A 25,368-nucleotide genomic window follows, 5' to 3' on the forward strand; every position below is an offset into this window, starting at 1 on the left:
ACGGGCATTGATGGGACACCAGAATATCCAAACGACTTTACGCTATCAGAAAGTAACTAGTTCTAGAGCAGAGTCAGTAGCGAAAATGGCTTTAGACAATTTGATAAATGATATATAAAATACAGGTATTACAAAAGCTTTATTAAAACAGCAAATAATTTAAATAGTTAATTTAAGACAGAGTATATGACATACTCTGCATCAAGCGAGTGAGTTTTGGTGAAATTACAACCATAAAGTCTACATGATTGCAAGGATGTTAACAAAACTTTGCATCGTGTCCCATTGTGAGGGTCGAGGGGAACATTACTGTTCCACCCCTCCCATCCGAAACCGTGCTTGCCAGTTTCCCGGCACACGGCTACTCAATGTGTTTCCCTTTGTCAGTATGGGACTTCAGACTACCATCAGTGGCAGTTTTATCATCGTGGCAATGGCGACCATTAACCGCTTTCATCCCCGCTTTACAGATTTGATAGTCAGTCTTATCTGTAGGGGCTACCATCATTGGTAGTTTATGTGCTTTTAACCCCGCACCAGGGCAGTAAGAATTGGTTTCTCAGTTGTCACCTCACTTACATGGATATCAAGTTGTCATCAGTAGAGGATTAAAGTGCGGACTCAGCCCAAAAGGGTTACTCTACTAAAGCCTGGAATCCCCCCAGAAAACTGGGTTTCTCCAGAACGAATCGCACTTGCACGTATCCCGGCTCTACCCCAGAAGGAGAGAGAAATAGAAGTCTGACTTTTCACGGAATCTGGAAAACCTCTCTCTAAATCTCTCTCCTGCAAGGAGAGAGACTTTGAATGTTCCCCCTTCCCGCATCGGGAAGGGGGTTAGGGGGTTAGGTTTTCGTGGGTTTTTCCAGATGACGTGAAAAGTGAGAAATAGAAGTGAGGTTTTCCCGATACGCTGAAAAGTCAGAGTGTCATTTAGCTACAATCAAACCAACCCTGAAAAAATCTGAGTTATGATAGCCATCCCCCAACAGCCGCCAAAAATGACCGTTGAGGAATACCTGGAATGGGAACCTCAGCAAGACCTTCGCTACGAATATGCCAATGGCGAAGTATTTGCCATGACAGGCGGTACAATCCCCCATAACGACATTGCACTTAACTTGTACACTGCCTTACGCCCTCATTTACGTTCCAGAGGTTGTCGAGTGAATGTGTCAGATGTGAAAATGCAACTCACTCCCCAGAGCCGCTACTATTATCCTGATGTTATTGTCAGTTGCAACCCTGAAGACCTCAATGCCCGCAAATTTATTCAACATCCCAAGCTGATTGCCGAAGTTCTTTCACCAGGGACAAGCGCTAAAGATCGGGATGAAAAATTTACTTATTATTTGACAATCCCCAGTTTGCAAGAATATATCTTGATTGACTCGGAAAAAATCTCTGTCGAGCGTTACTGTCGGGGGGAGGGTAGAATGTGGCTTTACTATCCCTACACGGCTGGAGATATCATCACTTTATCGAGCATTGAATTTGAGTGTCCGATTGAATTGCTGTATGAAGGTGTTGTATTTACGGCTGAAGAATGAAGAGATTAAGCTTCTCAGGTCTAAAGACACGCTCGTTTCCCGCTTCCCGCGTATTTCTATGAAACTTCTTTAGACACAATACCCGCTAATGCTTGATATTAAAGCACTAGCGGGATTTTAGATTTTATTTATCCGAAGTACTTAGGGCAAAAGCATCTATCTAAGCGGAACGACAAAAACGGGATTATTCAAGCTCTGCCATCAGCTTTACTAAATGCTCAACGGCTTTCTGCTCATCTTCCCCTTCTGCGCTAATGGTGACTACAGTGCCTTGAGTCAGCCCCAGAGTTTGCAGTTTAAACAGACTTTTTGCGCTGGCGCTTTTGCCGTTAGAGGTCAACGTTATGTCTGAAGTGAAACCTTTTGCTTCTTTTACAAACTCAGCAGCAGGGCGAGTATGCAAACCGTTCGGAGCGGTAATAGTAACTTCTTCCTGAAATAAAGCCTAGCTAGGGCTACTGCACAGAGTTACAGAACAGATAACAACAAATACTAGGGATAAAGCCCAAGATAAAAAACGCTTCATGATTTTTACGGTAAAAAACAAGTGTTTATTTGTTAATCTATCAAATTTTTAATGACAGTTCAAGGACAGTTAAGACAAAAATAGGAGTAGGTTGGTTTGAGGAACAAAACCCAACACCAAGAATCGATTTTGTTGGGTTTCACTTTGTTCAACCCAACCTACAAATAGTTTATTTTTTCAGAGTAATAAAAGAGCGTTATGCAGTTGCTTAACCAGTGTAGGGTCTTAACTCCGGTGGACGAAAGCCAAGTAATATATGTTCTTTAGGAATTCCAGCCAGAGTGGTCTAACTTGGTATAATCCATTGTTTAATAACCTCCTGTTTTGGATCAAAGGTAATCAGCTTTAAACGATGATTTCTTAATAAAAGTTTGCCGATAGGTTCTTCAAATAAATCATCAAAAACTCTGTTAGACACTGCAAGATATAACATTCGCTCTGGCTCCAATTCAATTAAGATATCCTGATATAAAATATACTGACCCAATGCTTTTTCTAAATCATCAACATCTGAACTGTCGCTAAAACTTTTAATCACAACTGCAATTTTTGATTCCCCTTTTTGCGCTGCTAACAGTTGTCTAGCACCTAAATCAACATACAAATCTTTTTTACCAAACTTCAGAGTCAGTGGGTCATGAGTAATTATCCATTTATCTTTAATCAAAGCATTTTTAACATTATTGTGATAGACATCATCTAGCTGGCATACAGGTGTAGTTTTAGACTGATATTTCTATTTTAGGAAATCGCTACACTAGATTTATCAGGAAAAACAGGCTGTCTGAGTTAATTCAGCCAAACAGGGTAGCAGGAGGAATGCGATGAAAGCAGTGGTTATCCGTCGGTATGGCGCGGCTGAGGTGTTGCAGTATGAAGATGTGGAACAGCCGAAAATTGAACCAACGCAGTTACTTGTGAAAGTTCAGGGTAACTGGAAGTTTTGGTGATCCACTCTTAGTTCAAAAATTGCACAAGTATTTATTCCCTGCCTCCCATCCTGAAGAAGAATTTACCTCCCCCTGCACTATGTCCACTACCTTCTGGCAGNGCGTTGTGTAGTGTACTGGCTAGCGGACGCTGTTTTCCCATGTGCATTACCCAGTTTATTCTTTGGGGATTCTTGGTAACTGAAACTTTTTGTAGCAGGCTGGACAAAGTAAGTCTCTGGCTAAAAGTTTGAGATCGGAGTACTTGCCACACTTAAAGCAAGTGCCTTCTAAGTGGATTGTTCCAATTTTAATTTTTGCTTTCATCTCGCGTGGGGATTCACTCTAGTAATTTGCAGGGAATGAGAAAAAATCTCTTCTGCTTGATAAAATCTTGCAGGGTTTGATAAAATCTTGCAGGGTGTAGCACCAAAGGCAATGCACAGTTTCAGGAAAGTACAACTCTTCCTGTTTGCAGTACCTTCCGCAAGTGCAACAGAATCGGTGTTTTGCTGCGTTGCTAGTACTTTGATCCATTGGTCAAAATATCCATTTCGTCACTTGTCCTGTTCTTCCCATTGTTTGGCAAGTTGAATAATTTGTGGGATGTATTTTTTAGGCAGTCTAACGGATTGAGTCGATGATTTCCATTTTGGCTTGCGGCCTTGTCCGTTACCCGCCCCTGCTGTCTTAGGGACACGTTTTTGTACAGAATCATTCACCGCCGCATTTATTTTCTGTTGGTAATTGTGGGCCATTGGTATTTCTTCTTGTGGCACGGATTGAAATCGGCGCGGATAGCTCCAAGCCATTGAATCGCACGAGTGAAGTAATTCTCGTACTTCGGTATTCTCCAAAGCCAGGATTTTTAGCCCAAATCCATGCAGCCGTAGATCAGGGCGAATTAGCTTGATTGCTCTTAATATATCTGCCACCTCGTCCCGGTTCCCATTTCTTCGGCAGACACTTCCAACTCCTACCCACGCTCGAAGTGGTAATCGCTCACCATACTGCTGCAAGTGACTTATATAGTCGCTACTTCGATACCCTTGCAACACGGGCATGATCGCCACCGGTGGATTCCGGCTGAAAATTTGGTCATAGCGTTCGATTGTCAGGCGCTGATGGGTTTCTACATTTAAGCCCGTCCGCTTAAATATAAATGGTTCACACATCCAGTCTTGAGATACCGCAATTAGCAAATTGCCACATTTTACCCATCGGCATATTTGCCCAAGATACTCTTCTACTGGATAGCGATAACAGCCATAGGTTGAAATTTCTGTAAACGCACCTGAATCTCCAATCCAGTCTGCAACTTCAAAATCAGAAACCCTATGTCGCAGAGCATTAACACTGATCATCACGCCCGCTGCGGGGTAGTCATGACTGATAATTTTGGCGGCTTGACTTGGGCTACTCCCAATAAAAAATAGAGGTGCGGCGTGTGTTGATTCTGTACGTAATCGCCCAGCCATCGCCGTTGAGTTCATTTATCAAAATTCCTTTTTGGACTGTGGTATGTCCACTCGACAGAGAATTGAGTAGCATTTGAGTAGCAAGACTGCTGCTTGCGATCGCGAAAAATATGGTTAAAGATGTTGGTTCTGAGTAGTAAATGAGTAGCGTGATTGAGAACCAAGCCTGAAAGCACTGTGTAAACAGGGGAGAAGCACATTAGTTTGGAATTACCACCAAATTAATCAAGAGTTAAGGTAGTTAAGCCAAATCCTATATGTTCCCTTTTTCATTCCACAGCAGGAGTCAAGGGTCATTTCCATGCCTCTTTGTTGAAAATTTGGTGGCTCCCCTTCACCAAGGGATTCAAACCTCATCTAAACCTCTAGCAAAATTCCCTATTTCAATGTAATATCCGTCACATACAGTTGTCGAAATGCAGTTAACAGTGTCATAAAGAAAAGGTGAAGGTTAACCTGTAGGGTATAACTTACCTTAGAGTTGCTTGCACCTCTAGCTTCGATGGATCGCACTCATGACTGAACTCACGCTACGCCTAAAAGAGGGAGATACCGAGACAACGATCGCAGTTGACCAAAATTTATTTACAATTGGTCGTTTGCCGGAATGTAACTTGTACTTACCTTTTGCTGGAGTATCCCGCAACCATGCTCGCCTAGTGAAAACAGCAGAGGGTGTGTGGACTATTGAGGATCTGGGCAGTAAAAACGGGACGCAACTCAATAAATATCTTGTTAACTCTCCCCAAGAGTTACATCACGGTGATATTATTTGGCTGGGCAATGTTAGCCTGTTAGTGCTGCTCACAAGCCCTGTTTACCAACCGACACCTGAGTATCCCGGAAGTTCGGAAAATAATGAGCAGAGAACAATTCTGCACAATGTCAAACAATTACAACAGCAATGGATCGCAGCTGATAGTAAGGATGGCGATATCAGCAATAAGGACAAAACCATTGCCCGTCTCAAAGACTTAGTGGATATAGCTAAAAATCTCTGTGCGGCAGCATCTATAGAAGAGATTTTTTCTCAGGTACAGCAAGTAGTTTTTCGCTACCTTGATAGTATCGATCGCTTGGCATTATTAATTGATGTTAATGGTTGCGGTCAATTAGAATTAGTGAATGCTGCCACTAGAAATACTTCTCAACAAGAACATCTCCCCTCAGATGGTAGTTGGATTAGTCGGAGTATCTGTCAAAAGGTATTTGACGAAAAAGTTGTTATTCAAACCGCCGATACCCATCAGGATGAACGGTTTGCTAGCGAACAAAGTATTTTAGTCAAAGGCATTCGTAGCGCAATGGCAGTGCCTTTATGGGATGAAAATAAAGTTGTCGGCGTACTCTATGCTGATGCCAATCTTTCTTCTTACCATTGGGCAAATGAAGGCGAGGAAGAACTTAGCTTTTTTTCAGCTTTAGCAAACCTTGTGGCTTCTAGCGTGCAGCGTTGGTTGCTGGTAGAGAAACTCAAAACCGAAGAGATGATTCGCCACCGACTAGAACGCTATCATTCTCCAGCAGTTGTGCAGCAGTTGATATCTGTAGGCGCATTACCAGGTGGTCGTTTAGCTCCCACTGAGAGCGAAATAAGTATTTTATTTGCGGATTTAGTCGGCTTTACGGCAATTTCTGAACAGTTAACACCAACTGCGATCGCTCAACTCTTAAATAATTTATTTGAAGAAATGCTAAAAGAAGTGTTTACTTGGGGTGGCACTTTAGATAAGTATATTGGCGATTGTATTATGGCATTTTTTGGCGCTCCAGAACCACAATCAGATCACGCCGATCGCGCTGTTACTGCTGCCAAGGGAATGCTTACTCGTCTCGAACATCTGAATGCCAATGGTTTTTGGCACGAACCCTTGCAATTACGTATTGCTATTAATAGCGGTAAAGCTGTTGTGGGAGATGTCGGTAGTTCTCAAAGGGTAGATTATACGGCATTAGGTGCAACGATTAATCTTGCTGCTCGGATGGAAGCAGTTTGTCCCCCCAGCGAATGCGTAATTAGTCAAGCCACTCATAAAATGCTTTCACTACCTTCAGACTTCCAGGAAATGGGAGATTATCGTTTCAAAGGTATTGAGCGATTAGTTAAGGTTTATCAGACAAAATTACAGCAAGTGCCAACAATCATTAACCCATTTATTAATCTTTAAGGATTGGGAAGTGGGAATTGGAAAAACAACTAACAAATAACTAATGACTAATGACTAATGACAAATTTATCAAGATAAATACATACTTTGGTTGTATATTTTGTTTCAAAAATAATTGCGAAATTGTAATATTAAGCGACTAATTCTTGGTTCCAAGACTAAAATTTGGGTGTAGCTTCCAAAATTGATCTGTGTAACACTAGGAAGCCTAACTGAAGCTATTTTTTAACGGGAGGTCAGGTAATGGCGATCGCCACCATTAATCCCGCCACTGGGGAGACGCTCAAAACCTTTGAGGCGCTCAATGATACAGAAATTGTCGCTAAACTCGATTTGGCTAATCAGGCTTTTGAAAAGTATCGCCAGACTAATTTTTCTGAGCGATCGCAATGGCTACAAAAGGCTGCTGATATTTTAGAGCAAGACAAAGCAGAATTTGCTAAGTTGATGACTCTGGAAATGGGTAAACCATTTAAAGCTGCGATCGCAGAAGTCGAAAAATGTGCTGTCGTCTGTCGCTACTATGCCGAACACGCCCCTGGTTTCTTAGCTGATGTCAGTATAAAAACTGATGCCAGCCAAAGTTTTGTGCGTTATCAACCAATGGGTGCAATTCTTGCGGTGATGCCGTGGAATTTCCCCTTTTGGCAAGTTTTTCGTTTTGCTGCACCAGCACTCATGGCGGGAAATGTGGGCTTACTCAAACATGCTTCCAATGTGCCGCAGTGTGCATTGGCAATTGAAGATATTATCCGCCGTGCAGGTTTTCCTGAAGGTGCGTTTCAAACTCTATTAATCGGCGCGGCCAAAGTTGCCGATTTAATGGCTGATGACCGCGTAAAAGCTGCCACCTTAACCGGAAGCGAACCAGCAGGTATATCCCTCGCCGTCGCCGCCGGCAAACAAATTAAAAAAACCGTTTTGGAATTGGGAGGAAGTGACCCGTTTATTGTGTTAGAAAGTGCTGACTTAGAGACAGCAGTTGTCACAGCAACTACAGCGCGGATGTTGAATAACGGGCAATCATGTATTGCAGCGAAACGTTTTATTGTCGCAGAAGCGATCGCAGACAAATTTGAAAAATTGCTTTTAGAAAAATTTGAGGCGCTAAAAGTAGGCGATCCTATGCAACCGGATACCGATTTGGGGCCACTAGCAACACCTGGTATTCTCCAGGATTTAGATGGACAAGTGCAAGGTGCTATTAGTAGCGGTGGTAAAGTCCTCACCGGCGGACATCCTTTATCAGATCGTCCAGGGAACTTTTATCCGCCAACGATTATCATAGATGTCCCGCCTGAAACACCAATTGCAAAAGAAGAATTTTTTGGCCCAGTAGCCTTGTTATTCCGGGTTCCAGATATTGATGCTGCCATTAAACTCGCTAATGACAGTCCCTTTGGATTAGGTGCAAGCGCTTGGACAACCAACGACCAAGAATGCGATCGCTTAGTTGAAGAAATCGAAGCCGGTGCCGTATTTATCAACAGTATGGTCAAATCCGATCCTCGGTTGCCCTTTGGTGGCATCAAGCGTTCTGGATATGGCAGAGAATTGAGTATCCAAGGTATACATGAGTTTGTCAATGTTAAAACCGTGTGGGTGAAGTGATAGGGATTGGGGACTGGGTATTGGGTATTGGGTATTGGGGACTGGGTATTGGGGACTGGGTATTGGGATTAGATATTAAGAATTAGCGATTAGGTATTAGGAAGGATTTTTCCCATTCTCCAGTCCCCATTCTCCAGTCCCCATTCTCCAGTCCCCATTCTCCAGTCCCTAGTCCCCAATCCCTAGTCCCTAATCCCTAGTCCCCAATCCCCAGTCCCCAATATTGTCAATAGTTAGGAAATAAAATGAATACAGCAGAGTTATTGGTGCAGTGCCTAGAAAATGAAGGAGTGCAATATATTTTTGGACTTCCTGGTGAAGAAAATCTGCACGTTTTGGAAGCGTTAAAACATTCTTCGATTAAATTTATTACGACTCGTCACGAACAGGGTGCAGCATTCATGGCCGATGTCTATGGACGCTTAACAGGAAAAGCCGGAGTGTGTCTTTCTACTCTTGGCCCTGGGGCAACTAATTTGATGACAGGCGTAGCAGATGCGAACCTCGATGGTGCGCCCTTAGTGGCGATTACCGGTCAGGTGGGAACAGATAGAATGCACATTGAATCCCATCAATATTTAGATTTGGTGGCAATGTTTGCCCCTGTTACCAAGTGGAATAAGCAGATTGTGCGACCGAGTATTACACCAGAAGTAGTGCGGAAGGCATTTAAGCGATCGCAATCCGAAAAACCTGGTGCAGTTCACATCGATTTGCCAGAAAATATTGCTGCCATGCCTGTAGAAGGCAAACCTTTGCGTAAGGATAATAGCGAAAAAACCTATGCATCTTTTGCTAGCATTCGGGCAGCCGCCGCCGCAATTTGCCAAGCAGTTAACCCACTAATCTTAGTCGGAAATGGGGCAATTCGCGCTCAAGCAAGTGATGCCGTAACGCAATTTGCCACATTGCTGAATATACCTGTTGCCAATACCTTCATGGGTAAAGGTGTGATTCCCTACACACATCAATTAGCTTTGTGGTCAGTGGGATTACAGCAAAGAGACTTTATTACCTGTGCCTTTGATAACACAGATTTAGTCATTGCGATCGGCTATGATTTGATTGAGTTTTCCCCGAAGAAATGGAATCGTAATGGTGAAATTCCCATTGTGCATATTGGGGTAAGTCCAGCAGAGATTGATAGTAGTTATATACCCAACGCCGAAGTTGTGGGAGATATTTCAGATTCCCTCTATGAAATCTTAAAATTAGCAGACCGACAAGGTAAACCCGATCCCTTTGCTATTAGCTTAAGGTCAGAGATTCGGGCTGATTACGAACAATATGCCCATGATGACGGATTTCCCATTAAGCCGCAAAAGTTAATTTATGACTTACGCCAAGTGATGGGCCCAGATGATATCGTCATCTCTGATGTTGGCGCACATAAAATGTGGATGGCTCGTCATTATCATTGCCATAGTCCCAATACTTGCATAATTTCCAACGGCTTCGCGGCTATGGGTATTGCTATTCCTGGAGCTTTAGCAGCAAAACTGGTTCATCCTAAGCGCAAAGTCGTTGCTGTCACAGGCGATGGCGGTTTTATGATGAATTCTCAGGAATTAGAAACAGCCTTGCGTGTAGGTACGCCCTTTGTCACGATAATTTTCAATGATGGTGGCTATGGGTTAATTGAGTGGAAGCAAGAAAATCAATTTGGTAAAGGAAACTCATCCTTTGTGCATTTTAGCAATCCTGATTTTGTCAAATTTGCCGAAAGCATGGGTTTAAAAGGCTACCGAGTTGAATCGGCTTTAGATTTGATTCCCACTCTCAAAGAAGCCCTCGCTCAAGATGTACCCGCCGTCATAGATTGTCCGGTAGATTATCGGGAGAATCATCGCTTTAGCCAAAAAGCCGGCGAGTTGAGTTGCGCGGTGTAAAAAGTTAGAATTTAAGAGTTAAGAGTTAGGAGTTAGGAGTTATTTATTCCTAACTCCTTTAGTGTTTTGGTAGGTTGCATTACGCCAAAGGCTAAGAGGTTGTTTGAAAAGTATTTACCTGTGATTTTAGGCACTTGTTGATCCCCCCTAACCCCCTTTAAAAAGCTACGGTGTACACACAAGTCTTTGAGAGTGGTCTCATAGGCTTTTGATCCCCCCAACCCCCCTTAAAAAGGGGGGCAAAAGTCTCTTAAAGTCCCCCAATTTATCGGGGGATTTAGGGGGATCTCCAACGATTTTGGGTTTCTACAGAGATGTGTGTACACCGTAGCCTTAAAAAGGGGGGAACCGGAATCAAAGTCCCCCTTTATAAGGGGGATTTAGGGGGATCTAAAACGTTTTGCTACTAATAAAAGGACTTTTCAAACATCCTCTAACCTCGACTTTACTTCACTTCATTTATAGACATATTTCTTCTCTTTCTTTGCGTCCTTTGCGGTTCGTAAAAAAAACCATGAAGCTCTAAGGTTCATTCACGAGTATCAAACACTCATTCACTAAGCTCAGAGGTTCATCAACGAAGCTCAGAGATTCATTCACATAAGTTCAGGATGAGTATAATTTCTAGAGTGAAATACGCGATCGCTAAATAGCCTTACTGTTTAGCTAGTATAAAAACCTGATATACTCACAGCAGTTTCTCGATGAGGAATGATGGTGCGATCGCTCCGAGTAGCCCCAGAGTATATTGATAAAGTTAAGTCAGCACTTGGGCGCAACGGCTATCACAGCCAAGAGTCTTTGGCTACTCACATGGATTTTTCTTTATCCATAGTCGAAAATTTTTCCACTGGTAAACCTGTTGACTATCGGAATTTTCGAGAAATTAGCGAGAATTTGGGGTTAGACTGGCAAGACATTGCATACAAAGAACCAGAAAAATCGCAACCTCAAACCTTGAGTGTAGAACAACAATTTAGATTAGAGAAGAAGCAAAACGGACTTCAAGAAATGTGGAATATCCAGCAAGATAAAGTCCACACAATAAGACAAGCTTTATCGATTGAGGCTGGGACAACAAAGAAATTTCAATTAGAACAGGAGTTTAAAGAAGAAAATGCTAGATTAAAAACACTAGAAGCTGAACTTGATCGAGTAGAAAAAAAACTAAAATTAGCTTCACCAACCAAAATACCTGAAAACAAAGTTCAAGCTTCTCCACTCAAATCGCAGCAAACTAACGGGGAAGCATCGCCCTTCATTACTGGCGCACCCATCACCCAGCCGCGTTACTTTTTTGGACGAGAGAAAGAATTAAAACGTCTCTTCAACTTACTCAAACGTCATCCCTTACAAAACGCCGCCATTATTGGCAAAAAGCGTAGTGGCAAAACATCCCTGCTACACTATCTCAAAAATATTAGCACCGCCCCAGCAGAACATCTGCGTCCTGACCAAAAATCTGACTGGATACCGCAAGAAAATTACCGTTGGATTTTTGTAGACTTACAAGACGCACGAATGCAAAGCCGAGAAGGTTTACTAAAGTACATCCTAGAATCCCTGAAGATGCAAGTGCCGACACCTTGCGATTTAGATCGTTTTATGAATGTAGTCAGCGATAATTTGCATTCTCCCACAATCATCTTATTGGATGAGATTGGCGTTGGCTTGCAACGCTGTCCAGAATTAGATGATGGCTTTTGGGAATGTTTGCGGTCTTTGGCGACTAACCACACAGGCGGGAATCTCGCGTTTATCTTAGCTAGCCCTGAATCACCGATTGAAATGGCGCGAAACACAGGACACACTTCACCCTTTTTCAATATTTTCGCCTACACCGCATATCTGGGAGTATTGACTGAGATAGAAGCGCGAGAATAGATAGCAAGTTCGCCCATTGCTTTCACTGACGAAGATGTAGAGTGGATTTTGACACAAAGTTGCTGCTGGCCACTGTTGTTACAAATTCTGTGTAGAGAAAGATTATTTAACTTAGAAGAAGGGGAGAATGATGATAATTGGCGTGAGGAGGGATTAAGACAAATGAAACCGTTTACTGATTTATTAGATTCATAACTAGCGGAGTAACTATGAAAGCACACCGAATTGAAACAAAGTTAACTAAAAACGGAACTTTGATTCTTGAGGATTTACCATTTCAGGCTGGCGAAGCCGTTGAAATTATCATTCTAGAAAGTCACACTCATCTAGGCTGTTGACTCTATGCCTTTTTAGGAGTTAAAAAGTCATGTAGAATATATGTCATTGCGAGCGAAGCGAAGCAATCGCCTGGGATTGCTTCGCTTCGCTCGCAATGACACAAAAATAACATGAACCAAAAAACCCTAAATTAAATCAAAGTCAACAGCCTAACACTCATCCCCAAGAAGCGAATTTGTATCCTTTGCGTGGCAAACAACCATACCGTTATGATGATCCTTTTGAACCTGCTGTGCCTTTGGAAGATTGGGAAGTCTTGCAATGATAAATTTAAATTGTCATTGCGAGGAGGAACGACGAAGCAATCGCAAGGTTTTAGGATTGCTTAACTTTGTAACCTACATCTTCTCCAAAGGAATACGCAATGACAAATGTTTGAGGACATGATATTACATATAATTTTGCGGTTACAAATATAATAAAAATTTGTTATGACTGACTTTCTATCCCAAATAAGGATTAGAAATGAACAAGCAATATTATTTATATATCATGACGAATAAGTATAACACTGTGCTATATACAGGAGTAACCAACGATTTACAAAGGAGAGTTTATGAACACAAAGAAAAAATAATAGAAGGATTTACTAAAAAATACAACATCACCAAATTAGTCTATTATGAAATATTTGAAGATGCCTATACAGCCATTAGTAGAGAAAAACAGATTAAGGCAGGTTCCAGACAAAAGAAAATTGATTTAGTGAATAGTATCAATCAAGAATGGAGAGATTTATACGATGCATTATAAATTTTGCTGGTGTAAATTGCGATCGCACCAAAGCAAAGCTCAGTAATCCTCGCATTTGCGATTGCTTCATTCCGCTAACGCTGCATTCGCAATGACATATTCTGTCATTGCGAGGAGGAACGACGAAGCAATCCCAGCCTTTGCGATTTCATTGCGATCGCACCAAAGCAAAGCTCAGTAATCCTCGCCTTTGCGATTGCTTCATTCCGCTAACGCTGCATTCGCAATGACATATTCTGTCATTGCGAGGAGGAACGACGAAGCAATCGCAATGACACAGAGTATTAAATAAGGAGTGCAAAAACGTTGACCTCACCACAACTACCCCCCAACGCCTACACCGATGCACCCCAGCAGCACCCAAACTTAATCCTCGGTAGTCTGCAACTACTTTTCTGGCTTGTTTTTCGCCCCTCAGCTTGGCGTAACCACCTCAAGCACATTGACCCCATTTTAGACACCGACTCCTCGCTGATTATCTTGTTGAGACAAGGGCGATGGCGAAACCTTGCTCTGTGGCGGTTTTTCATCCAGGGATACTTCATCTTGCCTATCCTGGCTAACTTACTGCTGGGCTTAATACTGTGGGCATTGGGTGAACCAATCACAACTATACTTATTTGTGTAACGTACGGCGTGGCGTTCGGCGTGGCGTTCGGCGTGGCGTTCGGCGTGGCGTTCGGCGTGGCGGTAGGCGTGGCGGTAGGCGTGGCGGTAGGCGTGGCGTTCGGCGTGGCGGTAGGCGTGGGAATAACCATTAATTCATGGCGACCTGTTTTATCCTTTCCATTTCTCATTCTCTGGAATTATCTCCTCTATAGATTAGATAAAGGGCGTAATGCTAGAAGCTCTTGTTTATTGCGCTTTCACTCTGCCTTCTGGGATGAGTGGCAGCGTTTATATCTGCCCAGCTTGGATAAGCATCTCCTATTTGTCATCGAAAATAACCCAGTTGAAGGCAAAGCTGCCTTAGAATATCTCAGTACCAGCCCCCAACGCTGGGCGGCTCAAGCTGTACAAATTGAACTAGATGCACGCAGTTTACAACGCTGTGCAGATGTTGAAGCTATTCGTGAAGCTCATCGCAGCTTGGTAATTGGCGAACTAGAGAATGAAGTTAGCCCTTTGCTACGAATCTTTAGCCGCATCAGTGAGGATGTAGATGCTGCCCTCAATCAAGCAAGTGCTTATAACCAGCGCTTACCCCTCAGAGATGTTGCAGATAAATTAAATCTACACTTGCAGAACTTTGCTCGCAGCAGCGACAAATACACAGTCCGTTTCTACCCTATTATCAAAAGTTGGCGTGAGATAGTCACCAACTATATAAAAGAACTGGCTAAAATTACTGAACTCCGTCAAGAAATTGACTCACCTTACATCATCGGCGTACCCCTCACACTAGAGCAAGAAATTTTCACTGGGCGTAATGACATTGGCTTACGCATGATCGAGCAACTACTTTTAGACTACCGTCGTCCACCTCTGCTACTATACGGTCAGCGACGCATGGGTAAAACTTCCCTCCTCAACAACATCGGCAAGTTACTCCCCAATTCCATCATTCCGATGTTTATAGACTTGCAAGGCGCACCTTCATCAGCTAGTGACCATGCGGGTTTTGTCTACAACCTGGCTAGAGAGATGGAGAAGTCAGCGAAAAAGCAAGGTGTAACTCTACCGTCCCTAGCCCGCGAAGTGTTAAAATCTGACCCCTTCACTTATTTTTATGAATGGCTAGATAAAGTAGAACAGGCTTTAGAAGAAAATACCGTCTTACTAGCCCTAGATGAATTCGAGGTGCTAGACAACGCCATAGCCAAAGGTCGCTTTGATGAACAGGATGTTTTGGGAATGCTGCGTCACCTCATCCAACATCGCCCCCGTTTTAAGATTTTACTGGCTGGCTCTCATACTATCGAAGAATATCAGCGCTGGGCTAGTTATCTAATTAATGTCCAAGTAGTGCATATCTCCTACCTCAAAGAAGCAGAAGCACGACAATTAATTGAACGTCCCGTCAAAGATTTTACCCTGCGCTACGAACCCAACGCTGTTGAGCGAGTTCTACAACTCACCCGTTGTCACCCATTTTTAGTACAACTACTCTGTGCGGAAATTATTGTTCTTAAGAATGAGCAAGACCCTTCTATCCGGCGATTGGCAACTTTAGCGGATGTGGAAGCCGCGATACCAGAAGCTTTGCAAAGTGGTGGTTTTTTCTTTGCTGATATTCAAAATAACCAAGTAAACGCAACTGGACAAGCTATTCTACGTTTTATCGCCGCTCAAGGGGAAGGAGCTATAGTTAGCCGTCAAAGGTTATTACAAGAGTTCGCCGATGCTGATATTACTTTCAGCTTGCTGTTGCAACGCGAGTTAATTGAGGAAGTTGCCGACGGCTATGGCTTTCAAGTGGAGTTGATTCGTCGCTGGTTTGTTTGAATCATGTCCAGTAAATTATGTCATTGCGAGCGAAGCGAAGCAATCGCAAGGGCTAGGATTGCTTCGCTCCGCTCGCAATGACTGTAATTATTTTTGTCCGACTACTTATCAAAGACTCGCTGACGGAGTTCAAAGACTCATTCACGAGTATCAAAGACTCGTTGACGGAGTTCAAAGACTCGTAAACGAGTATCAAAGACGTAAGGGCTAGAATGATTTTGAATACTGCAAGTTAGTAAAGTGGTGCGTTACGCCAAAGGCTAACGCACGCTACCAAAACTATTGCTAAAAATAGCAGTTAGAATACACCTATATCAGACTTAGGTGGATCTTTATTACTTGTGCTGGCGTAATTGCTCTACTATATATTCTTCTAGTTCTTGTTTTTCTCTATTGCTGGCATTTCGTTGATAAGTTCTTCCTGTTTCTTGCATAAATCTACGTTTCTCGCTTGGAGAAGATTTCAGCTTACCTCCAGATGCTTGCAGCTTTTGCTGTAATTCTTCCCAAGTCTTCTCACCCACACTTTCACCTAGTTTTACCAGTGCTTTTGGGAGTAATGTTTTTGCCTCTCTTTGAAAATCTTCTTCTGTCTCAAGGGAAGCTAAATCTATTTTGCTGAAGTCGATATCAATTTGAAACTTACTCATAGAATTGCATTTGTTTTTTTAACGATTGTTAGCACAATAAGGGTCTACCGATATTACTTAGAGTACTCCAAGTAAAAAAATGCCCAATTGTCATTGCGAGCGAAGCGAAGCAATCGCAGCCCTTGGGATTGCTTCGCTTCGCTCGCAACGACGGGTTTTGGATCATTTATTTTTTGGAACACTCTTAACGACTTGATTGTTGTCAAATATTGATTTTATCGATTTTTAAAGAATAATTTAAGACTTTTATATCAAAAGGAATATATATCTCGTTAATGGAAGCTTAAACAAGTTACCAGTATTAAAAATGCTATCTTAAAGGCAAGGTCATTTGCTCAATTTTTGAGGAAAACGCTATGACTACAACGCTGAAAGAGGCTAATTCTATTGAGTCATTGCTAGGTAAAGAGGCTGAAGACCTGCTTACCTACAAAGCAAAGGTTTCTCAGGATTTACTACATTTGCCGGGGCCAGACTTTGTAGATCGAATCTGGATCAACAGCGATCGCAATCCTCAAGTATTGCGTAATCTCCAGTTACTTTATTCTACTGGTCGTCTGGCAAACACAGGTTATCTCTCGATTTTACCAGTAGACCAAGGGATTGAACACTCGGCGGGTGCGTCTTTTGCGCCCAATCCGATTTACTTCGATCCAGAAAATATTGTTAAACTAGCGATCGCCGCAGGTTGCAATGCTGTTGCTACTACTTTGGGGACATTAGGGATAGTTTCGCGCAAGTATGCCCACAAAATCCCCTTTATTGCCAAAATAAATCACAACGAATTGCTAACTTTCCCCAATCAGTTCGATCAGGTATTGTTTGCTGATGTCGAACAAGCTTGGAATTTGGGGGCTGCGGCGGTAGGTGCGACAATCTACTTTGGTTCGGAGCATTCTACCAGACAAATCCAAGAAATCAGTAAAGCTTTTAAACGCGCTCATGAATTGGGTTTGGTAACAATTCTCTGGTGCTATCTGCGGAATAACGCCTTTAAACAAGATAAAGATTACCACCTTGCTGCTGACCTCACCGGACAGGCGAATCATTTGGGTGTAACCATTGAAGCTGACATCATTAAACAAAAGTTAGCCGAAAATAACAATGGTTATGGTGCTGTTGCTAAAGCTAGTGGTAAGAGTTACGGCAAAACCGATGAGCGGGTTTATACAGAATTAACTACCGATCACCCAATTGATTTAACTCGTTACCAAGTGCTGAATTGCTACTCCGGGCGTGTGGGGTTGATTAATTCTGGTGGTGCGACTGGTAAAAATGACTTCGCCGAAGCAGTTCGCACCGCCGTGATCAACAAACGCGCTGGTGGTTCGGGATTAATTTCTGGGCGAAAGACTTTCCAACGTCCCTTCGAGGAAGGTGTGAAGCTATTTCATACCATTCAGGACGTTTATCTATCTCCAGATGTGACGATCGCTTAAGGAGTGGAGGAAGAGGCAGGGGTAAAGAAGTATATTTTTAATTCTCCTCAATACCCCATGCCCCATCCTTCATTGTCTTACTTCAAACCGAGAATGTTTAAGACTATGTACAAGCCCCCTGCGTATGTAGCAGAGCCAAGCAGTACGCAAACTGGGAGTGTCAGCACCCACGCTAGTAATAAGTTTCTCAGGGTGTCCATCTGCAAGCCAGAATGATTTGCCGCCATCGTACCTGCTACACCAGATGACAGGACGTGAGTGGTGCTGACTGGCAGACCGAAGTAATCGGCAGCACCAATTGTTGTCATCGCTACTAACTCGGCGGAAGCTCCTTGAGCGTAGGTAAGGTGGTCTTTGCCAATCTTTTCACCCACTGTTACTACAATGCGCTTCCAACCAATCATTGTGCCAAGACCCAGTGCAATGGCGACGGCAAATTTCACCCAATTGGGAATGAATTTGGTTACTTTATCCAACTGAGTCTTATAGCTGGTAAGTGCCTCTTCTTGTTTAGGATCGGTAAATTTTTTCTGCTTGTCCAACTTCCCAATTGTTCCAGCAACTAGATACATATCGGTTCGTAGTGAACTAAGCTCATCTTTTGAAAGCTGTTTGAAACTAGTCTTACCAGCAAGCTTATCGCCAATTATCCGACTCTCGGCAGCAAGGGCTGCTAATGTTTTGTCGTTGGCTTCGGCGGTTGGCTTGAGAAAGTTGGAAAGCTCATCTGTGATGTTTTGGCCATTTAATGATGTTCCAGGTACTTGTTGTTGCAGCACTGGAACTACAGAGTTTGATGTAGCAACCAACTGAGCGATCGCTCCGGCATTGGTATCTATATTCAGTGCAAACATCCCTGGTAGAATACCCACCAAGATGAGCATGATCAAACCCATACCTTTTTGACCATCATTTGAACCGTGGGCGAAGCTCACACCAGTACATGTCAAGATTAACAAACCACGTACCCAAGTTGGCGGTGCTTTCCCATGATCTGGCGCACGATACAATTCTGGTCTTTTGATCAGTATCTTTGCCAGCAGTAACAGCAGTGCAGCGCAGGTAAATCCAACGATTGGCGAAACCAGTAGCGATGTGAAAACTTCCTGCGCCTTTGCCCAGTTCACGCCCTCGCCAAAGACATGACCCGAAGATAACATTGAATTGGCTAAACCAACACCCATAATTGAGCCAATCAATGTGTGTGAACTGGATGCAGGTAAGCCCAAGTACCAGGTTCCTAAGTTCCACATAATCGCTGAAATCAAAAGTGCAAACACCATTGCGAAGCCTGCACTTGAGCCAACATTGAGTACCAACTCAACCGGAAGCAGGGCGATAATGCCAAAAGCAACGGCTCCGCTTGATGTCAGTACACCAATTAGGTTCCAGCAGCCTGACCAAACAACGGCGATATTTGGCTTCAGGGTGTTAGTGTAGATGACTGTAGCAACTGCATTTGCAGTATCATGAAAACCATTGACAAACTCGAAGCCGAGTGCAAGACTCAGCGCCAAAGCTAGAAATAAGTATTCCATTTAGCACTCCTAATAAAAGACAAGAATGCAGCCTGACAAAAATAATTTGTGTTACAAAAAACTATTAAAACTGGGAAAAAAGCTGGAGTTATTGCAATTCAGCTAGCTACACAAAAATTTGAGGTTATAAATATAACCTTTTTCTAAGCAAACTCTCTGATTGCATTTACCATATTGAAATCAGCATCGGTTCTAACTACAATTGAAGATTAGGATAGATAGATTAAGAAATAGATAAGGAATGGTAAATAATAAATTAAGGAACTTCAAATCATAGTTGTGGGGTGGGGGGAGAAGAATTAATGCCTCATACCCCATGTCCACTGTTATCTAACGTTTCTCACTAAGAAATCTGGTTGACCACAACTTTTTTGCGATCGCTTCAAAATCTCGGCGCTACAAATACCAGGTTCGCCGTTTTTGGAGTAACAAAAGAAGACTTCTTGCAAAAATCTTCCCGAACCAGAACAAAAAGGTGCTATCCCATCAGCAGTAATGTTATTATTAGCACTCACAAATGAATTTTTAAAATTTGTAGTTGTTGTACGCAAGGGTTTATTCGGACGATTGTAAGCTGCCGGAATAGCGATCGCATCTTTTAACTTTTTACTCAATCCCAAGTATTCCGCAGGGGTTTTCCCCGAACAAGTACCATGTTTTTCCCATTCATGCTCGTAAAGTTTATCACTGGGAAACAAATTCGGAAATCGTCGTTTTACTTCCGACGGTAATTTTTGCGTGGAACAATTAGCAGGATAACCAGTTTGGTATTGTGGCCACAAACCATGTAATACAAAACCAAGTTTCTTCCCAGAACTGCACTGCTGTGGATCGCGAGTGCCATTTGTCGCACAATAATCCGGCGACCACGAGAGTGTCAGTACATAAAAATCAAATTTACCCGGAGTACCGCGATTTTGAGCAATGGCAGCATTAGGTATAAAAAGAGCAGTAATTAAGAAAGAAGATGCGATGAAAAGTTTCTTTAATTGCATATAAATAGTTAGTTTATTCTCAAAATAAAGTTATATACAATACATTGTTCTGAGTCAAGGATTAAGAATTCATCCAGTTCCGAATCCCCAATGAATTCAGAAAAAGCAAATCTTGGTAGGGATTCTGGGATATCCTTAGATAAGTGAAGATTTGCCGAAAATAGTAAGAATGAAGCTGGCAGCAAGAGTAAGTCAGGTAACACCTTCATTAACCTTAGCGATCGCAGCCAAGGCTAAGGCACTGAAGGCAGAAGGAATAGATGTTTGTAGTTTTAGCGCTGGAGAACCAGATTTTGATACCCCAGCGCACATTAAAGCCGCAGCAGTCAAAGCTTTGGAAGAAGGCAAAACCAAGTATGGTGCAGCAGCCGGAGAACCAAAGTTAAGGGAAGCGATCGCCCATAAGCTCAAAACTGATAATGGTCTTGATTACAAGTCTGAGAATGTCATTGTCACCAATGGCGGTAAACATTCTTTGTACAACTTAATAGTGGCGCTAATTGACCCAGGTGATGAGGTAATTATCCCTGCACCCTACTGGCTAAGTTATCCCGAAATGGTGACTTTAGTCGGTGGAGTATCGGTAATTGTGCCCACAGATGCCACGACAGGTTATAAAATTACTCCCGAACAACTCCGTAAAGCAATCACGCCGAAGACGAAGTTATTTATCCTCAACTCCCCATCTAACCCCACAGGGATGGTTTACACGCCAGCTGAAATCAAAGCACTGGCGCAGGTAATAGTTGATGCAGATATCTTTGTCGTCTCTGATGAGATTTACGAAAAGATTCTCTACGACGGTGCAGAACATATCAGCATCGGTTCGCTAGGGAAAGAAATTTTTGACCGGACTTTGATTAGTAATGGGTTTGCAAAGGCTTATTCCATGACTGGTTGGAGACTTGGTTATTTAGCAGGGCCTGTGGAAATTATTAAAGCCGCCAGTACCATCCAAGGGCATAGTACATCTAACGTGTGTACCTTTGCCCAATATGGTGCGATCGCAGCGCTGCAAAGTTCTCAAGATTGCGTCGAAGAAATGCGCCAAGCCTTCGCCAAACGCCGACAGGTAATGCTAGACAGACTCAACGCCATTCCTGGATTGAGTACCGCAAAACCAGATGGCGCGTTTTATCTGTTCCCTGATATCAGCAAAACCGGTCTAAAATCCCTAGAATTTTGTGACGCTTTGTTGGGAGAACATCAAGTTGCAGTCATTCCCGGAATTGCTTTTGGTGCTGATGACAACATTCGCCTTTCATACGCCACAGATATGGCAACTATTGAAAAGGGAATGGATAGATTAGAGAAATTTGTCAAGTCGCGTATTTAGTTTTTTGTCATTTGTCATTTGTCATTTGTGAAGAGAATTTATTAACTCTTCAACTTCTGTACTCCACCTTTTCGACTCCGAACGGGTGGAGTTCATTTTAAAACCTGAATTTCGGAGTTCCAAGCCTCAAGTTGCGTTATCGTATTCTTGATGCGTTCTAGTAAAACGAATAAAAATAATTTCAATATTATAACTGCGGGTTTTCTCATGACTGAACGTCACCGTCCCCCGATACTTAAACCAAATGAATTTTACACATTCGGCAGTTATTTTCAAATGAAATTCGCTCCTGCCGATATTCTGCGGGAATTAGGAGTAACTTTAATTAAAGCAACAATCAATTTACCTGTCGCTGCTTCAGAATTACTGACTCGACTACCAGACTTACACCAACGTCTAGAAGAAGCGATCGCTCGTGTTAGTCTAACTAGTGAAGCGGCTAGACGCGAAGTACTAATCGCACCCATTTTATTAGAAGTAGCCCACATCACAAAAGCAATTGTTAATATTGAGTACCCAATTGAGGTTAATCAGTACCTCAGAGGTGACTTAGACTACTATCTTGAGTCAAAACACAATGTTTTAGTGGTAGAAGCAAAACAGGCAGACTTAACACGGGGATTTACCCAGTTAGCCACAGAGTTGATTGCCTTGGATACGTGGGTAGAATCAGATGAGTCAATTTTATATGGTGCTGTGACTACTGGAGATATTTGGCAGTTTGGTAGTTTCGATCGCCAAGAGAGGAAAGTGAGTCAAGATTTAATGTTGTATCGAGTGCCAACAGATTTGGAAATATTGATGCAGATTTTAGTGGGAATTTTGATGCAAGGTTAAATCACCATTAAGCTGAATTTTGCATCATAGGGTATGCTTAAATCAATATTTCTGCTAGAATTACCAATTGTGTTGTTAACCAATGCCGCCTCACCTCTACATTAACTCCATCTCCTGCAACCCCTGGCGCAGTCTCTTCGCTTCTTCGGGATTATATCTTTCATGAAGGGCGATCGCTTTTTTAAAAGCTGTTAAACTATCTTGATGATTGCCAGCTTTCAGCAACACTACTCCTAAATTTTGATACGCTTCGGCATAGTTGGGATTTAGGGCGATCGCATTTTGATAATATGCGATCGCATCTGTCAATAAACCCAAAGCTTTAAATGTCATTGCCAAATTATAATGACCAAAAACAAAAGTCGGGTCAATTTTTAAAGTTGTGGCGTAAGCAGTTTTCGCACCGTTGAAATCTCCTGCTGCTTTGAGTAAGTTACCCAGGTTGTTGTATGCTCCTAATTTGAGGATGGGGTAAATTGGCAATTTAATGGCAGCTTGATAGTGAGAAATCGCCTGCGGGGATTTTTGCAATCGACTGTAGGCAATGCCTAAATGATAGTGGAGTTCATATAAAATATCGTAGTTGTCTTCAGCAGCGCTAATTCCATGTCTGAGCAATTCCATACCTTGGGTAATTTTCCCAGTTTCCACATACAATGCCCCTAATTTACTGCAAACATAGGGATCATCGGGATGAGTAGCAAAAAACCCTTCCATTGCTGTGGCTGCTTTGGCATATTTGTTATTTTGAGCGATCGCACTTTTTTGATATCCTGTGTGTACAAGTGCCACTCCTGGTAAATAACCTACTTGCCAATGGGGTTCTTTGGTTAAAATTCCTGATACGCTATCATCCACTAAGGCATGGTAAGGACGGTCAAAACGAATATCTGGATGATTGCGGAACAGCCTGGAAACCAGAGAATAAGGAGATTGTTCCGCACCAACTTCCTGGCGGACGAGGTTGATGAGCAGGTATTCCTCTCTGGCGATCGCCTCTCGCAATTGCGGTACAATTGCTGGTGTCAGAGTTTCATCAGCATCTAATACCAGAATCCAATCTCCAGTGACATATTTGAGAGCTGCATTGCGGGCAACACTGAAGTCATTGCACCATTTAAAATGATGGACTTTGGCACCAAGTTGTTGGGCAATGTTGGGAGTGCGATCGATTGAGCCTGTATCCAAGACTACCATTTCATCTACTACTTTTCTGACACTGCTCAGACATTTCGGTAGTGTTGCTGCTTCGTTTTTTACAATCATGCACAGACTGAGTTTCATATTGCCGATAAATTCTGGTTACAATTATTTGCTTACTGTTATTACCAAGTTTGATGTTGTGTCTATATATATCCCATCCGAACTCGATGCAGGTCAATTTACTATCAGATAAAATCGACCCGTCTCTGTATCTAATTTTTAATAGATGTACCCTCGAAATAATCTGTTTATCTAGTAATTAGTAAGGATAGTTAATAATAATTTTAAATTAACTATTACCCATTTTTTCATGATTATGTAATTATAATATACATGGTATAAATATTCATATATTGTGATGAAAAAAACATTCGCCCAAATAGCAAATAGACTTGGCCGCAATCTCCCAGAATACTGGCGCTCCCTTAACAAGTGGTTTTTCGATACACCAGAAAGGGCACTCTTAGAAGCTCAACAGGCCGCTCAGAGAATTAGAAATATCGAGATAGAACATTTTGAGGGTAAAAAAATCTCTTCAGAATCAGTAAATTATACTGAAACGGTGATGTCTTATTGGCAAGTCTACGTTGATAAAAATTTAACTATTATCAGGATTAGACTTGCAGAATTCCAACTTAGTCGGGGAATCGTCAATATTTCTAATTCTACTTTGTTAGAAAAATTGAAGATTATTGATGAAGTTGTAGAGAAGTATGCTACTAAAGATGAGCTAATTAGTAACAGCGCGTTATTGTCAAATTATCAACCCCTAACAATCGATCGGAGCGAAATCAAGAAACAACTAGACTCATCTAATATTCAACGTCTGCCTTCAAATCAAAACACTGCATTTTTACCTGGGTCTATTGGCAGAACTCTTAATAAAATCAAAGGAGATTTTTTACCACAAAGAGAAGAAGAATTCGTCAGAAATTACCGAATTTCTAAAAATAGAACAAGAGTTGCCCTAAGATTTTTGCTCACCTTAATGATTATCCCCCTTTTAACTCAGATTTTATCTAAACAGTTCTTAGTAACTCCCATATTAGAAAAGACTAGAGGAGAGAATACAACTCAAATATTCCTTAATTCCGATCTGGAAAAAGAAGCACTCCATGAATTATCTAGTTTCCAAAAAACTTTGAGGTTTGAATCTTTATTAAATCATGCACCAGCACTTTCCTCAGAGGTAATAAAAGAAAAAATAAAGGATAAAGCAATTGAGATAGCCGATGAATTCCAAATAAAAACTAATGGTGCTGTTGGTAATGTTTTTGCTGATTTAATATCACTAGTTTCTTTTAGTATAATTATCGTTTTTAGCAAAAAAGAAATTGCGATCGTGAAGTCTTTTATGGATAATATCGTCTATGGACTGAGCGATAGTGCTAAGGCTTTTATAATTATTCTTCTTACAGATATATTTGTAGGATTTCACTCACCAGATGGGTGGGAGGTTCTTCTTGAAGGATTCACAGAACATCTAGGTTTGCCAGCTAGTAGAAATGCAATATTTTTGTTTATTGCGACATTTCCGGTAATTTTAAATACCATATTTAAATACTGGATATTCCGCTATCTGAGTCGGTTATCTCCGTCAGCATTAGCTACATTAAAAGAAATGGACGAGTAATTCATAATTATTTTGGCGTATTTTTCTGATGATTCGTTAGGCTATGTATATCCTGGTTCTTTTGAAGCACACTATGGATTTTGAAAGCAAAACTAATGCCCCAACCCCCACACCCGCATTTCTCACAAGCTTGAGGAAAGGGGCAGAGGAGCAGAGGGGAAGAGG

At 42.0% G+C, this 25,368-nt stretch carries 18 protein-coding genes and 3 pseudogenes; 13 read left to right on the plus strand and 8 right to left on the minus strand.

All coding sequences use genetic code 11. The features are described 5' to 3' along the window. Positions 1-361: 361 nt before the first annotated feature. On the minus strand, positions 362-508 hold the full coding sequence (locus tag CDG79_RS42855; protein ID WP_189525166.1) for a hypothetical protein: 147 nt from the start codon (positions 506-508) through the stop codon (positions 362-364). Between the two features lie 463 nt (positions 509-971). Here CDG79_RS42855 and CDG79_RS28500 point away from each other — a divergent pair, with 463 nt between their 5' ends. Continuing rightward, the gene (locus CDG79_RS28500) at positions 972-1,550 is read left to right on the plus strand and encodes a Uma2 family endonuclease (RefSeq protein ID WP_094345133.1); all 579 of its coding nucleotides are present in this window, start codon (positions 972-974) and stop codon (positions 1,548-1,550) included. A 184-nt stretch (positions 1,551-1,734) separates the two neighbouring features. Here CDG79_RS28500 and ptsH read toward each other — a convergent pair. Both ptsH and CDG79_RS28510 read right to left on the minus strand, forming a co-directional pair. After that, positions 1,735-1,980: pseudogene (gene ptsH / locus CDG79_RS28505) on the minus strand (phosphocarrier protein Hpr); the annotation flags it as partial. Positions 1,981-2,362: 382 nt separating this feature from the next. After that, positions 2,363-2,761, minus strand: a pseudogene (locus tag CDG79_RS28510) (element excision factor XisH family protein); the annotation flags it as partial. A gap of 139 nt (positions 2,762-2,900) precedes the next feature. Here CDG79_RS28510 and CDG79_RS41415 point away from each other — a divergent pair. Then, positions 2,901-3,011, plus strand: a pseudogene (locus CDG79_RS41415) (NAD(P)-dependent alcohol dehydrogenase); the annotation flags it as partial. A 551-nt stretch (positions 3,012-3,562) separates the two neighbouring features. Here the strand turns inward: CDG79_RS41415 and CDG79_RS28515 are convergent. Beyond that, a complete protein-coding gene (locus CDG79_RS28515) occupies positions 3,563-4,498 on the minus strand; it encodes a deazapurine DNA modification protein DpdA family protein (RefSeq protein ID WP_223278371.1) in 936 nt (311 codons plus the stop codon). A 500-nt stretch (positions 4,499-4,998) separates the two neighbouring features. Here CDG79_RS28515 and CDG79_RS28520 point away from each other — a divergent pair, with 500 nt between their 5' ends. From CDG79_RS28520 to CDG79_RS28550, 7 genes are all read left to right on the plus strand, one after another. After that, positions 4,999-6,651, plus strand: a complete 1,653-nt coding sequence (locus CDG79_RS28520; RefSeq protein WP_094345137.1) for an adenylate/guanylate cyclase domain-containing protein — start codon at positions 4,999-5,001, stop codon at positions 6,649-6,651. A gap of 243 nt (positions 6,652-6,894) precedes the next feature. Beyond that, entirely contained in the window at positions 6,895-8,262 is a 1,368-nt protein-coding gene (locus CDG79_RS28525) for an NAD-dependent succinate-semialdehyde dehydrogenase (RefSeq protein ID WP_094345138.1), read from the plus strand. 245 nt (positions 8,263-8,507) lie between these two features. Next, positions 8,508-10,151: an acetolactate synthase large subunit gene (locus CDG79_RS28530; protein ID WP_094345139.1), complete on the plus strand. Its 1,644-nt coding sequence runs from the start codon at positions 8,508-8,510 to the stop codon at positions 10,149-10,151. 711 nt (positions 10,152-10,862) lie between these two features. Beyond that, entirely contained in the window at positions 10,863-12,035 is a 1,173-nt protein-coding gene (locus CDG79_RS44110; protein ID WP_223278372.1) for an ATP-binding protein, read from the plus strand. Between the two features lie 209 nt (positions 12,036-12,244). After that, on the plus strand, positions 12,245-12,373 hold the full coding sequence (locus CDG79_RS44990; RefSeq protein WP_262985843.1) for a hypothetical protein: 129 nt from the start codon (positions 12,245-12,247) through the stop codon (positions 12,371-12,373). Positions 12,374-12,839: 466 nt separating this feature from the next. Then, entirely contained in the window at positions 12,840-13,127 is a 288-nt protein-coding gene (locus CDG79_RS28540; protein ID WP_094345140.1) for a GIY-YIG nuclease family protein, read from the plus strand. Positions 13,128-13,433: 306 nt separating this feature from the next. Further along, positions 13,434-15,572 (plus strand): AAA family ATPase, encoded by a 2,139-nt coding sequence (locus CDG79_RS28550; RefSeq protein ID WP_189525167.1) that lies wholly within the window; start codon positions 13,434-13,436, stop codon positions 15,570-15,572. A gap of 335 nt (positions 15,573-15,907) precedes the next feature. On the opposite strand, the gene CDG79_RS28555 is transcribed toward CDG79_RS28550, so the two are convergent. Next, positions 15,908-16,222 carry a hypothetical protein gene (locus CDG79_RS28555; protein WP_094345143.1) on the minus strand — a complete coding sequence of 105 codons (315 nt, stop codon included), beginning with the start codon at positions 16,220-16,222 and terminating at the stop codon, positions 15,908-15,910. 356 nt (positions 16,223-16,578) lie between these two features. Here CDG79_RS28555 and CDG79_RS28560 point away from each other — a divergent pair, with 356 nt between their 5' ends. After that, positions 16,579-17,661 (plus strand): class I fructose-bisphosphate aldolase, encoded by a 1,083-nt coding sequence (locus tag CDG79_RS28560; RefSeq protein WP_094345144.1) that lies wholly within the window; start codon positions 16,579-16,581, stop codon positions 17,659-17,661. Positions 17,662-17,738: 77 nt separating this feature from the next. Here the strand turns inward: CDG79_RS28560 and CDG79_RS28565 are convergent, their stop codons facing one another. After that, complete coding sequence (locus tag CDG79_RS28565; RefSeq protein WP_094345145.1) at positions 17,739-19,199, minus strand: inorganic phosphate transporter; 1,461 nt, start codon at positions 19,197-19,199, stop codon at positions 17,739-17,741. Positions 19,200-19,525: 326 nt separating this feature from the next. After that, the gene (locus CDG79_RS28570; RefSeq protein WP_094345146.1) at positions 19,526-20,194 is read right to left on the minus strand and encodes a ribonuclease T2 family protein; all 669 of its coding nucleotides are present in this window, start codon (positions 20,192-20,194) and stop codon (positions 19,526-19,528) included. Positions 20,195-20,363: 169 nt separating this feature from the next. Here CDG79_RS28570 and CDG79_RS28575 point away from each other — a divergent pair, with 169 nt between their 5' ends. Beyond that, a complete protein-coding gene (locus tag CDG79_RS28575; RefSeq protein ID WP_094345147.1) occupies positions 20,364-21,530 on the plus strand; it encodes a pyridoxal phosphate-dependent aminotransferase in 1,167 nt (388 codons plus the stop codon). A 207-nt stretch (positions 21,531-21,737) separates the two neighbouring features. Next, positions 21,738-22,367, plus strand: a complete 630-nt coding sequence (locus CDG79_RS28580) for a hypothetical protein (protein WP_094345150.1) — start codon at positions 21,738-21,740, stop codon at positions 22,365-22,367. A gap of 96 nt (positions 22,368-22,463) precedes the next feature. On the opposite strand, the gene CDG79_RS28585 is transcribed toward CDG79_RS28580, so the two are convergent. Continuing rightward, positions 22,464-23,651, minus strand: coding sequence for a tetratricopeptide repeat protein (locus tag CDG79_RS28585; protein WP_189525168.1), 1,188 nt, complete (start codon positions 23,649-23,651; stop codon positions 22,464-22,466). Between the two features lie 277 nt (positions 23,652-23,928). On the opposite strand from CDG79_RS28585, the gene CDG79_RS28590 reads away from it, so the two are divergent. Further along, positions 23,929-25,203, plus strand: coding sequence for a proton extrusion protein PcxA (locus CDG79_RS28590; RefSeq protein WP_094345149.1), 1,275 nt, complete (start codon positions 23,929-23,931; stop codon positions 25,201-25,203). The last annotated feature ends 165 nt before the right edge of the window (positions 25,204-25,368 follow it).

It is taken from the genome of Nostoc sp. 'Peltigera membranacea cyanobiont' 232 (assembly GCF_002245985.1).
Lineage (GTDB): Bacteria > Cyanobacteriota > Cyanobacteriia > Cyanobacteriales > Nostocaceae > Nostoc.